Genomic DNA, 11,837 nt, shown 5'->3' on the forward strand with positions numbered 1-11,837 from the left:
GCATCTCCAAGCCGGCAGCCCGAAACAGGCTGCTTAGCGGTTTATCGGATGCGCGCGGGGAGACTTGAACTGCATGGAAGGGAGGGATGGGCAGCCTGAGCTGGGTGCTGGGTGCTGGGTGCTGGGTGCTGGGTGCGCCAGATTGTGTAGGAGCGGCCTCTGGCCGCGAAGGCTTGCGGCCAGAGGCCGCTCCTACAAGATCAAGCCCACCGGAGCGAAGCTTTTAAATCAAACTTCGCCCGACGCAAAAATCGAGTGGCAAGCGTAGCGAGCGGCTCAAGGTCGCGAGGAGCATCGCAGCCGTACTGAAGTACGGCGAGAAGCACAGTCGCGAGATTGGGCCACGCTTAGCTTGCCACCGATTTTTTTACATGACAGCGCCAATCTGCCAGGGCAGAAACTCGTCGTTGCCATAGCCCAGCTTCTCGCTCTGGGCCTTCTCGCCCGAGGCGTAGGCAATGATCGAATCGAAGATGCGCTGGCTGATCTCTTTCATCGGCACGCCGTCGAGCAGATCACCACAGTTCACGTCCATGTCCTCGCGCTGGCGATTCCACAGGGCGTTGTTGGTGGCAAGCTTGATGGTCGGTACGCCGGCACAGCCGAAGGCCGACCCGCGCCCGGTGGTAAAGCAGATCAGCTGGGCGCCGCCCGCTGCCTGGCCGGTCGCGGAGACCGGGTCGTAGCCCGGGGTGTCCATGTACACGAAGCCCTTGGCATCGATCTGCTCTGCGTACTCATACACGCCCTGCAAGGTGGTGGTGCCGCCCTTGGCGACCGCACCGAGCGATTTCTCGAGGATCGTGGTGAGCCCGCCGGCCTTGTTGCCGACCGAAGGGTTGTTGTCCATCTCCCCCCCATTGCGGTGGGTGTAGTCCTTCCACCAAGCGATGCGGCCAATCAGCTTATCGGCAATTGCCGGGGTCGCCGCGCGACAGGTCAGCAGGTGTTCGGCGCCGTAGATCTCGGGCGTTTCAGAAAGAATGGCCGTGGCGCCGTGGGCGACCAGCATATCCACCGCGCCACCGAGAGCCGGGTTGGCGGTGATGCCGGAATAGCCGTCCGAGCCACCACAGTTCAGGCCGATGATCAGATTGCTGATCGGCGCATCTTCGCGCTGGAAGGCATTGGCCTTGGGCAGCATGGCTTCGACCAGTTCGATACCCTTGGCGATGGCCTTGGAGGTGCCGCCGAGTTCCTGGATGTTGACGCTGCCCAACATGCCTTCGGGATAGGTGCCGAGTTGCTCGATGAGCGGCTGAACCTGGTTCATCTCGCAGCCCAGGCCCACGAAGAGCACACCAGCGAAGTTCGGGTGCTGGGCATAGCCGAGCATGGTGCGCTTGAGCGCCAGCATGCCCTCACCTTGGCTGTTCATGCCGCAACCGAGCGGGTGCGGCATCGGCACCACGCCGTCAATGTTCGGATAGGCTGCCAGCACGCTGCGCGAGAAGTGGTTGGCAATCGCCCGTACCACTGTTGCCGAGCAGTTTACGGAGGCGATCACGCCGATGTAGTTGCGCGTGCCGACCTTGCCATTGGCACGCTTGAAACCCTTGAACAGTGCCGGCTGAGCGACTTTCGGCGGATCAAAGCGGGCGGTGCCGACGGCGTAGTCGCGCTCGAATTCGCCCACGGCGAGGTTCTGCACATGCACATGCTGGCCTGCGGCGATATCGGTCTTGGCGAAACCGATGATCTGGTTGTAGCGGCGAACCGATTCACCCTGCTTGATGTCGTGTGCGGCGACCTTGTGGCCCGGCGGTACGAGATCGCGCACAGTGCAGGTTTCGCCCGGAATGGCGTTGCCCGGCATGAGCTGGCGGGTGGCGATCACCACGTCATCATTGGCGTGGAGGCGGATGGCGATGGAAGCGTCCATGATGGTTCCTTGCGTACTGGTAGGGTGCGCACTGCGCACCGTTTCGTCATGTGTCGGGAAGAGTCCGCGTGCGCGGTGCGCACCCTACAGATTTGCCATCGCGGCCTTAACGCCCTGTGCCTTGATGGCCGTCAGCGCGCGCGTGACCTGCTCGGTCAGCCCCGCGACAGCGTTCAGATCCTCGCCCCACAGGCGCGCATCGCCGAGCATGCTACGCACGCGACCGGCAAGGTCTTCGCCAGCCTGCCAACCGCGCCAGGCTTCGCCCAGCGCGGAGAGGATCTCGGCGTTGTCGCGGATCGGGTAGCTACCCGCATCACGTTGCCCCACGAATTCACCCTTGGCATCGAAAGTGCCCTGATAGAAGTTCAGCAGCGCGGCCAGCGAGAAGGACAGGCCGGCCGGCGCCTTGCCGTGCGCAGCCACGTAATCCTTCACCGTCGGCAGCACGCGCACCTGCCACTTCGACACCGAGTTCAGCGCAATCGAGATCAGCTCATGACGGATGTGCGGATTGGCGAAGCGCTCCATGATGGTGTCAGCGTAGGCGCGGCGTTCGGCATCGGGCAGCGGCACGAAGGGCACGATCTCTTCGAACATCACCTGCTTGAGGTACTTCGACACCACCGGGTCTTCGGTCATCTGCTGCACGGTATCCAGCCCGGTGCTGTAGGAAGCCAGCGATGAGGCGGTGTGCGCGCCGTTCAGGATGCGCACCTTGCGGGTGCGATAGGGCTGCATGTCGTCAGTCCACACCACGCCGAGCCCGGCCTTGTGCAGCGGAATTTCGTCGGCCAAGTGCGCCGGGCCCTCGATCACCCAGAGCAGGAAAGGCTCAGCGGCCACCAGCAGCTTGTCTTCGTAACCGAGTTCTTCGCAAAGCTTGGCAGCCTCGGCAGCCGGGTAGCCCGGCACGATGCGGTCAACAAGGGTATTGCAGAAGTGATTGTGGGCCTTGATCCACTCGGCAAATGCGGCCGGCAAACCCCAGGCTTCGACGTGCTGCAGCACGGTGGCGCGCAGCTTCGTGCCATTGGCTTCAATCAGCTCGCAGGGCAGGAAGACCAGGCCGGACGCGGCCGTGCCGCCCAAAACTTGGTACCGCGCCCACAGCAGTGCGGCGATCTTGGCCGGAAAGTTATCCGGACAGGCAGCCCCCTGAGCTTCGGCCACATACGCGATGCCGGCTTCGGTGGTGTTGGAGATCACAAAACGCAGCGCGGGATCGGCGGCCAGGGCCAGCATTTCATCCCATTGCGCGTACGGGTTCAGGCACTTGTCCACACAGCTCACGATGCGCCGCGACTCGAAGGTCTGGCCACCCTGCACGCCGCGCAGCAGCACGGTGTAGAGACCATCCTGGGCATTGATCAGGTCGGCAATACCGCGCGCCAGCGGCTGAGCGATAGTCACGCGGCCATTGAAATGCCCTGCCCCGTTGGCAATATCGATCAACCAGTCGGCAAACCCGCGCAGGAAGTTGCCGTCACCGATCTGCAGGATCTTCACCGGCGGCTTGCCTGCCGCAGCGTCCAGCGAGTACTCGGCGCGCACCTGGGTGGTGGCAAGGGTCGAACGATTCAATGCAAGCACGGACTGTCTCCCGAAATGAAGTCACGCGGCTCAGCGCCCCAAAAGCGGCCAGTACGCCTGACAAATTGAAGAATTTGACGCATATTAGTTCAAGTTGTCTGACAACTCAAGCAGATGTAAACCCTGATCACGGGCCGGCTACAAGCCTCGAGATGAGCGCCGACGCTAACGAAAAACGGCCTGTTCCGCGAGGAAACAGGCCGTTTGGTCGGGCTGGGATAGTCCTTAGCCGAAGAAGAAAACCGGCATCGCCGCGAGCGGGATGATTGCCCCCGGATACTGGACCACGATGGAGGCCAGCTTGTTGCCGTAGCGACCGGCGATTTCGGGCGGCTGGCCAGCCAGACGGGCAGCCAGATAGCCACCGGCAAAGGAGTCACCGGCGCCGGTAGTGTCGACGACCTTGTCCACACGGAAGGTCGGCACCATGATCGGCTCCTGGCCGCGCACGCGGATCAGGGTCGGGTCAGCACCGCGCTTGACCACCACTTCCTCACAGGGCAGCGAGTAGGCGTGGGCCAGGGCGGACTCTTCATCCAGACCGTAGAGCGCGGCATTGTCTTCGAGCGTGATCAGGGTCAGGTCAGCGTTGGCGAAGGCGCGGTCGTACCATTCGGTCGTGCGCGGATCGCCACGCCACACGCGGGGCCGGTAATTGTTGTCAAAGAACACCTTGCCGCCGCGCTTGCGCAGGCGATCGCCCAGCTCGAAAAGGGTCTCGCGACCGGAATCCGGCAGCACCGCCAGCGAGATACCGCTGAAGTACAGCACATCAAGGTCGTCGATATTCTGCTCGAGCAGGCTGTTGTGCTCCTGGCCGACGAAGAAGTCCTTGGCCGCCGACATGTCGCGCCAGTAGAAGAAGGTGCGCTCGCCGGAGTCGTCCACCTGGATAGTGTAGAGGCCGGGCATCTTGCCTTCGACCCTGCGCACCATGCGCGTATCGATACCTTCCTTTTGCCAGGCTTCGACCATCTTGGCACTGAAGGCATCCGTGCCAAGCTGGGTGGCGTAGGAAACCTGGATGCCGCTATCCGCGCCGAGACGGGCCAGATACACAGCAGTGTTCAGGGTATCGCCGCCAAAGGTTTGCTGCATGGTGCCAAACATCTCGCCGCGCAGCTCGATCATGCATTCGCCGAAAAGGGCGATCCGACATTTCTTTTCCATGTGTTTTTTCCTGCTGGATTCGCGGGTTCGACGAGGGGGTCGCCGCCCGATCAAAATTCTAAACAAGTTCGCACTGCGGAACGCCGTGCCACCAGGGCTTTGCTGCCGGACGATGACTTAAATCAATCGCTTCGCCATTGTGCCATTGCCAAAGCTGATTCAGCACCCGACCACCGAGCATAAGTGCAGGAAGCATGACGAGCGGGATCACAGCCCGCCGGCAAAGCCCAGCTGCCGCCAGGCCTCGTAGGTCACCACGGCGACCGTATTGGAGAGATTCACGCTGCGCACATTAGGCATCATCGGCAGGCGCAATCGCTGCTCTGCGGCGAACTCGGCCAGCACTTCGGCAGGCAGGCCACGCGACTCAGGCCCAAAAACCAGCACGTCGCCGGGCTGGAAGGCCACCGTGTCATAGCGCACCGTGCCCCGCGTACTCAGGGCAAAGAAGCGCCGTCCCGCGAGTTTGGCCCGGCAGGCGGCCCAGTCGGGGTACTGGGTGACGACCGAAAGCTCGGTGTAGTCCATGCCTGCGCGCTGCAGCTGCTTGTCGGAGAGCTCAAAGCCCATCGGTTCAACCAGATGCAGACGCGCGCCGGTATTGGCGCACAGACGAATGATGTTGCCCGTATTGGGCGGAATCTCGGGTTCGAAAAGGACAATGTCGATCATGCCGGCATTATCCCTCCGGTTGCGCCTGTACGACAGTACTGCCACCAATCCAGTGCCGGCCATCAAGCTGTCAACCGGCACAACCGTTAAAGCAATTAAAGTACGACCAAAGTCGTATCTAAGTATCTGAATTGGTTCGAGTAAGAGCCGAAGCAAGGAATGACGAACAGCCTCCCCCAGCGCCCTGCCGAAAACCCGCACGCCTCACGCGAGGAGGGCGAGCGCCTGCTCGCCTGTCTCAACGCAGCCTTGGCCTACAGCCGTTTCGAGGAAGCGGCGGCGGCCGTATGCAGCGAATTGCAGGCGGTATTCGGCTGCGAGCTGGTTGCCCTTGGCCTGCTGCGCGGGCGCAGTGTGCGGCCACTGGGCTGGTCCGGTGTGGCTGATGCGCAGGCGGCACTGGCGCTCGGGCGCAAGATCGGCGCAGCCATGGATGAATGCGTGGATCAGCGCTGCAGCCTGCGTTATCCAGCCGCCGCCGGCGACCCGCCCCGCATCACTCTGATGCACGCAGAGCTCGCCAGCGCGGATCTGGGAGCAGCGATCCTGAGTGTCCCCCTGCCCGCTCGCCTGGAAGCTGTGGGCTGTGTGATCCTGCTGCGCGGCGAGAAACAGCCCTGGAGCGATGCCGAACGCAGCATGGCCGAGGAGATTGCCGGCCTGCTTGGCCCGGTGCTGCTCCTGCGCCAGCAAGCGGACGAGCCATTGCGCCGCCGCCTGCTGCGCCAGCCGGGCGAGTTGCTGGAAAAACTTCAGGGTCCGCGCAGCCTGCGCCTGTGGCTGGGCCTGCTCGGCGTGGCAGGCTGTCTGCTTGCCGGTGGCCTGATTCCGGTGGCCGACACGGTACGGGCCGAAGCGCGTCTGCAGGGCGAGATTGAACGCAGCATCACGGCCCCGGCCGACAGCTTCATTCAGGATGTACTGGTACGCCCCGGCAGCAGCGTTGCCGAAGGCGAATTGCTGCTAACCCTGGCAGACCAGGATCTGAAGAGTGAGCAACGCCGCCTTGAGAGTGAACATGCGCGTCACCGCAGCGAACTGGCCGAAGCCTTCGCGCGCCAGGACCGCGCCCGCATGGTGGCCAGCCAGGCCAAGGTCGAGGAGGTCGGCTCGCAGCTCGATCTGATCACCGACCAGCTCGCCCGCACACGCCTCACCGCGCCCTTCCCCGGCGTGGTGATCCGAGGAGATCTGCAGCAGCAGGCCGGTGCGCCGGTCAAGCGCGGTGACGTGCTGCTGGTGATCTCGCCACTCAGTGCCTGGCGCCTGATCCTGCAGGTTGATGAACGTGACATCGCCCGCCTCGCCGCCGGCCAGCGCGGCGAGGTGAGCTTTGTGGCCCTGCCCGGCGAGCGCTTTGCGCTGCGCGTGAGCCGCATCACGCCGGTCGCCCGGGTAGTGGACGGTCGCAACGGCTTCGAAGTGGAGGCCACCCTGGAGGGGCGCAGCCAGGCCGTCCGCCCGGGCCTGGAAGGCGTGGCCCAGCTCCACATGGGCAGGCGCCCGCTGTTGGCCATCTGGGGCAGCCGTCTCGCGGATTGGCTGAGCTTGCGCCTGTGGTCCGTATTCGGCTGAAGCATGAGCGAGTCGCTGTTCAGCCCTTACTGGTATCGCGCCGCACATCTGCATCCGCAGCTCGCCGGCAATACCCGGATCACCCGTCAAGTTTTCCGCGACGAACAGTGGTATGTACTGAGCAATCAGGCCTCCGGCCGCCAGTTCCGCGTCAATCGCCTCGGCTACCAGCTCATCGGCCGTCTTGATGGCCAGCATTCGGTGCAGGACATCTGGGATGGCCTGATCCGCGAACTCGGTCAGGACGCCCCCAGCCAGCATGAAGTGCTGCGGGTGCTCTCAGAGCTGGCCGGTGCCGGCATGCTGCGCAGTGAGAGCAGCCCGGATCTGGGCGGCATTTTCGAAGCCACCCGGCGGCGGCAGCAGGGAGCGAGTCGCCTGAACCCGCTGGCCTTCCGCCTGCCACTGTGGAATCCCGCACCCGTACTGGACTTTCTGGCCCCCGCCACGCGCTGGCTCTTTACTCGCCCGGCTGTGCTGCTGTGGACGCTGCTGACACTCGGCGCACTGCTCCTCGCCCAGCTGCACTGGGCCGAGTTGCGCGCCTACGCCAGCCTGCACGTAGCCAGCCCGCGCAACCTGCTGCTGCTGTGGCTGACCTATCCCACGATCAAGCTGATCCATGAGTTTGCCCACGCCCTGGCGGTGCGGATCTGGGGCGGCGATGTGCACGAGCTGGGCGTCACCTTCTTCCTCGTGATGCCGGTACCGTATGTGGACGCCTCCTCCGCCTCGGCCTTCCCCGAGCGCCACCGGCGGATTCTGGTGAGCGCCGCCGGCGTCATGACCGAAGTCGCCATCGCCTCGCTGGCCCTGCTGCTGTGGCTCAATCTCAACGATGGTGTACTGCGCGAACTGGCCTTTGCCTGCATGCTGATCGGCGGGGTGTCCACGGTGCTGGTCAATGCCAACCCGCTGATGCGATTTGACGGTTACTACGTCTTCGCCGACGCCCTCGAAATGCCGGGCCTCGCCGCACGGGCAGATGCCTGGCTGCGCTACCTCGGCGAGCGCTGGCTGCTCGGTCACCGCGAGTTGCCGCCACCGCCCGGCACCGAACACAAGCGCCTGCTGCTGAGCGTATTCGGTGCCGCCTCGCTGATCTACCGCATCAGCCTGCTGCTGGGCATGGCGCTCTGGCTGGGCAGCAAGCAATTGCTACTGGGCGCCTTGCTGGGCCTGTGGCTGCTGCTGCATTTCGCACTCCTGCCGGGCTGGCGCCTGCTGCGCCTGGTCTTTGCCGGGCGCCGCCTGCACAGCACACGCGGCCGCGCGATCGCAGGCCTCACCAGCCTGTTGCTGGCGGGAGTCGTGGTGCTGGGCGTGCTGCCGATGCCCTGGATCACGCACGCCGAAGGCCTCGTGTGGGTGCCGGACGAAGCCCGGGTGCGCAACGAGGAAGAGGGCTTCGTGAGCCGCATCCTGGTCAGCAACGGTCAGTCGGTCAGTGCCGGCACGCCCTTGCTGGAGCTCGAGAACCGCGAACTCAAGGCCCGCGCCAGCCAACTGGCCAGCCGCCTGGCCAGCCGTGAGCAGGCCTATCAGGGCTCCCTGCTGAGCAATCCCGCTGAAGCCATCGCACTGGCCGAAGAAGTGCATGCCCTGCAGACCGAGCAGGCACGCATGGAAGAGCGGCTGGCAAGCCTGCTGCTGCGCGCACCGGTTGCGGGCATCGTCGGCATGCCCACCGCACGCGACCTTGAAGGGCGCTTCTTTGCCCGCGGCAATGTGCTCGCCAACGTGCTGAACCCGGCCACCCTCACCGTCCGCGCGGTGCTGGGGCAGCAGGATATCGAGCTGTTGCGGGCCACAGACCCGCGCGTCGAGATCCGTATCGCCGGCCAGCCACGCGAGAGCCTCGTTGCCCGCAGCCGGCCGGAGCAGCCTGCGGCCGGCTACCAACTGCCCAGCGCGCTGCTCGGCGACCGCGGTGGTGGTCCTTTCCTGACCGACCCAGCTGACCCGGACGGCCTGCGAACCCTCGAGCCTGTATTCACGCTCGATTTCGAAATCCCGGGCAAAGCCCTGCCACGCATTGGCGAACGTGCCCGGGTACACATTTACCATGCCCCGCGCCCACTCGCCGTGCAGTGGTGGCGTAGCCTGCGCCAGGCCTTCGAGCCACACTTTGGTGGAGCCGGCGCATGACGAGCCGAAGCCGCCCTCCGGTGCCCGGGCTGTTGCTGGGGCACTACCCCGAACGCATCGAGCGCGCCCATCACCCGGACCTCCCCTGGCTGCGCAGCCTGCTCGCCGATCTGCCCCCCTTCGCCCATCCCCGCAGGCGCCTTCTGAGTGAGCGTGCCACGCGGATCCTTCAACGCAGCAAGCGTCTGCGTGCGACTCCGGCGGCCATGCCGCTGGCCGAGCTGGCCCGCGACGGCTTCGCCTCGGCCGCCGCCGAAGCCTGCTGTGCGCGGGTGTGCCTGGAAATCGAGAACACCCTCGGTCGCAGTCTGCGCCCGGCCCAGGTCATGGCCGCGCTGTGCGTGCTCGACGGGCGCCTCGCCGAACTGCCCACCGGCGAAGGCAAGACCCTCGCCAGTGCCCTCGCCGCCTGCGTCGCCGCCCTTGCCGGGGTGCCCGTCCATGCAGTGACCAGCAATGACTACCTCGCTGCACGCGACGCCGCCATGCTGCAGCCGCTCGCCGCGGCGCTGGGGCTGCGCGTGGCAGCCATTGATCCGGCCATGAAGAGCGAGACCAGGCGCCAGGCCTATGCCGCCCACATCACCTTCTGCTCTGCGCGCGAACTGGTCTTCGATTACCTGCGCGACCGCAGCCGCACGCACGACCGCGTGCTGCGCGGCCTGTGCATGGCCATCGTGGATGAGGCCGACAGCGTTTTCATCGACGAAGCGGCCACCCCCTTCATCCTCTCCGAGAGTGTCGACGAATCTACCCAGCAGGCGCTCTATGTACAGGCCCTGAGACTGGCCGGGCAAATGAAACCTGGCTTCGATTTCCGCGTGGACGGGCGCGACCAGAGCGTGCACTTCTCCGATCAGGGGCTGGCGCTGATCGAGGCCGAAACCCTGGGCGACATCCCGCTATGGGGCGTGCCGCGCTACCGTCAGGAAATGGCCGAACTGGCCATACGCGCGCTCTACATCCTGCGTCGCAACGTCGATTACCTGGTCAGCGAGGGCAAGATCCACATCATCGACGCGAACAGCGGGCGCCGCGCCGAGGGGCGCAGTTGGTCGCGCGGTTTGCACCAGATGGTGGAACTCAAGGAGCGCTGCAAACCCACCCAGGCGGCCCGCGTGATCGCCCAGATCACCTTCCAGCGTTTCTTCAGCCGCTACCACCTGCTCGGCGGCATGAGCGGCACCCTGCTCGAAGCCCGCAGCGAACTGCTCGAGGTCTATGGCCTCACGGTGGAGCGCATCCCGGTCGGCCGCCCCTCCAGCCTGCGCCTGCTGCCGCCGGTGGTATGCAGCCATGCCGGCGCCAGCCAGCAAAAGCTGCTTGAAGAAGTCCTCCAGATGCAGGCGGCCGGGCGGCCGGTGCTGATCGGTACCGATTCGGTCCGCGAATCCGAGCGCATCAGCCAGTTGCTGCGCAGCGCCGGCCTGCCTCATCAGGTGCTCAATGCCCGCCAGGACACGGCTGAGGCCGCCCTCATCGGCCAGGCCGGGCAAGCCGGAGCGATCACCGTCACGACCAATATGGCGGGCCGTGGCACCGACATCCTGATCGACGAGGCTGTCGCCCGCGCCGGCGGCCTGCATGTGTTGTCATGCCAGCACAACAGCGCGCGCCGCATCGACCGCCAGCTCTTCGGCCGCGCTGCACGCCTGGGCCAGCCGGGCAGCGCGCGCACCCTGCTATCGCTGGAAGAAGGCTTGCTGGGACGCTACCTCGGCACAAGGTGGCACAAAATATTGCAATTATTTAGCTCAAAGCTAGACGACACTATGCCTTTAGTAGTAGGCAAAATGCTACTGAAAGTAACCCAGTGGCTAGCCGAACGTCGTGCCCGCAATGCCCGTCAGCGCTTACGGGTAGCCGACACGCAACAAGGAGGAGGACAACTGTTTGGCACGCGCCGTGAATGAGCGCCGACAGGCAGAAAATAATCATGACAAGAATTTCGTACTCACGCCCCCTGTGCGGCTTGCTCCCGGGGTTGCTGCTCCTTGCCTGCGGTAGTGTGGCTGCCGCGCCAGCGAATAGCCGCACCGGTGACATCCTCGGCTGTCTGCTCACGCCGGCCGCTGAAGCCGAGATCGGTAGCCCCGTGGTCGGCATCCTCGAGCAGGTGCTGGTCGACCGCGGCGACAGCGTCCGCAAGGGTCAGGTCATCGCCCGCCTGATGAATGACGTCGAGCGCGCCGCGGCCTCCGCCGCAACCCAGCGCTCAGAGAATCGCGCCGAAGTGGCCGCCGCCAAGGCCGCCTACGAATTCGCCCAGCGCAAGGCCGAACGCGCCGAGGAATTGCTGCTGCAGAACTTCATCTCCCCCCAGGCCCGCGACCAGGCCGTGTCCGAAGCCGAGGTGGCCGCCATGCGCTACGCCCAGGCCCAGGAGCAGCGCATGGTGGCACGCGAAGACCTGTCGGTGGCCCATGCCCAGCTACGCCAACGCAGCATCACCGCGCCGTTTGCCGGCGTGGTAGTGGAACGCTACTTGCAGCCGGGCGCACGGGTGGAAGACAAGCCGGTCCTCAAGCTCGTGCAGCTCGATCCACTGCACGCCGAAATCGTGCTGCCGGCCACCCGCTTCGCTAGCCTCCGGGTCGGCCAGAACGCCCAGCTGAGCCCGGAGATGCAGGGCGCAAGCCCGATCCAGGCCCGGATCAGCCGGGTCGATGCAGTGATCGACGCAGCCAGCAACACCTTCCGTGTACGCCTCGTACTGCCCAACCCCGGCAACCGGATTCCGTCGGGCCTGCGCTGTCAGGTCGTGTTCGAAGAAGGGCCGCGCTGAGCGGCACCCGCC

8 protein-coding genes are annotated in these 11,837 nt (G+C 65.1%); 4 read left to right on the forward strand and 4 right to left on the reverse strand.

The genetic code is table 11. From position 1 onward, the window contains the following. Positions 1-367: 367 nt before the first annotated feature. From Q3Y64_RS11550 to Q3Y64_RS11565, 4 genes are all read right to left on the reverse strand, one after another. On the reverse strand, positions 368-1,882 hold the full coding sequence (locus Q3Y64_RS11550; protein WP_303561964.1) for a UxaA family hydrolase: 1,515 nt from the start codon (positions 1,880-1,882) through the stop codon (positions 368-370). Positions 1,883-1,966: 84 nt separating this feature from the next. Further along, positions 1,967-3,475 (reverse strand): tagaturonate reductase, encoded by a 1,509-nt coding sequence (locus tag Q3Y64_RS11555; RefSeq protein WP_303561966.1) that lies wholly within the window; start codon positions 3,473-3,475, stop codon positions 1,967-1,969. 225 nt (positions 3,476-3,700) lie between these two features. Next, positions 3,701-4,645 (reverse strand): sugar kinase, encoded by a 945-nt coding sequence (locus Q3Y64_RS11560; RefSeq protein ID WP_101941118.1) that lies wholly within the window; start codon positions 4,643-4,645, stop codon positions 3,701-3,703. Positions 4,646-4,852: 207 nt separating this feature from the next. Further along, positions 4,853-5,317 carry a tRNA (cytidine(34)-2'-O)-methyltransferase gene (locus tag Q3Y64_RS11565; protein WP_101941119.1) on the reverse strand — a complete coding sequence of 155 codons (465 nt, stop codon included), beginning with the start codon at positions 5,315-5,317 and terminating at the stop codon, positions 4,853-4,855. Between the two features lie 159 nt (positions 5,318-5,476). Between Q3Y64_RS11565 and Q3Y64_RS11570 the strand changes: the two genes are divergently transcribed. From Q3Y64_RS11570 to Q3Y64_RS11585, 4 genes are read left to right on the forward strand one after another with little or no spacing between them, the layout of a single operon-like run. Then, complete coding sequence (locus Q3Y64_RS11570) at positions 5,477-6,892, forward strand: efflux RND transporter periplasmic adaptor subunit (protein ID WP_303561972.1); 1,416 nt, start codon at positions 5,477-5,479, stop codon at positions 6,890-6,892. Between the two features lie 3 nt (positions 6,893-6,895). Then, complete coding sequence (locus Q3Y64_RS11575; RefSeq protein ID WP_303561974.1) at positions 6,896-9,040, forward strand: PqqD family peptide modification chaperone; 2,145 nt, start codon at positions 6,896-6,898, stop codon at positions 9,038-9,040. Beyond that, entirely contained in the window at positions 9,037-10,953 is a 1,917-nt protein-coding gene (locus tag Q3Y64_RS11580; protein ID WP_303561975.1) for a hypothetical protein, read from the forward strand. Before Q3Y64_RS11575 ends, Q3Y64_RS11580 begins: the two co-directional genes overlap by 4 nt. A gap of 23 nt (positions 10,954-10,976) precedes the next feature. Beyond that, a complete protein-coding gene (locus Q3Y64_RS11585; protein ID WP_303561977.1) occupies positions 10,977-11,825 on the forward strand; it encodes an efflux RND transporter periplasmic adaptor subunit in 849 nt (282 codons plus the stop codon). Positions 11,826-11,837: the final 12 nt, after the last annotated feature.

The sequence above is a fragment of the Uliginosibacterium sp. 31-12 genome (assembly GCF_030548425.1).
Classification (GTDB): Bacteria; Pseudomonadota; Gammaproteobacteria; order Burkholderiales; family Rhodocyclaceae; genus Uliginosibacterium; species Uliginosibacterium aquaticum.

What these genes read in the sequence shown, in the direction of transcription:
- Q3Y64_RS11575 (WP_303561974.1), top strand. Translation starts at nt 6,896, where the DNA reads ATGAGCGAGTCGCTGTTCAGCCCTTACTGGTATCGCGCCGCACATCTG.
- Q3Y64_RS11580 (WP_303561975.1), top strand. Translation starts at nt 9,037, where the DNA reads ATGACGAGCCGAAGCCGCCCTCCGGTGCCCGGGCTGTTGCTGGGGCAC.
- Q3Y64_RS11570 (WP_303561972.1), top strand. Translation starts at nt 5,477, where the DNA reads ATGACGAACAGCCTCCCCCAGCGCCCTGCCGAAAACCCGCACGCCTCA.
- Q3Y64_RS11550 (WP_303561964.1), bottom strand. Translation starts at nt 1,882, where the DNA reads ATGGACGCTTCCATCGCCATCCGCCTCCACGCCAATGATGACGTGGTG.
- Q3Y64_RS11565 (WP_101941119.1), bottom strand. Translation starts at nt 5,317, where the DNA reads ATGATCGACATTGTCCTTTTCGAACCCGAGATTCCGCCCAATACGGGC.
- Q3Y64_RS11560 (WP_101941118.1), bottom strand. Translation starts at nt 4,645, where the DNA reads ATGGAAAAGAAATGTCGGATCGCCCTTTTCGGCGAATGCATGATCGAG.
- Q3Y64_RS11585 (WP_303561977.1), top strand. Translation starts at nt 10,977, where the DNA reads ATGACAAGAATTTCGTACTCACGCCCCCTGTGCGGCTTGCTCCCGGGG.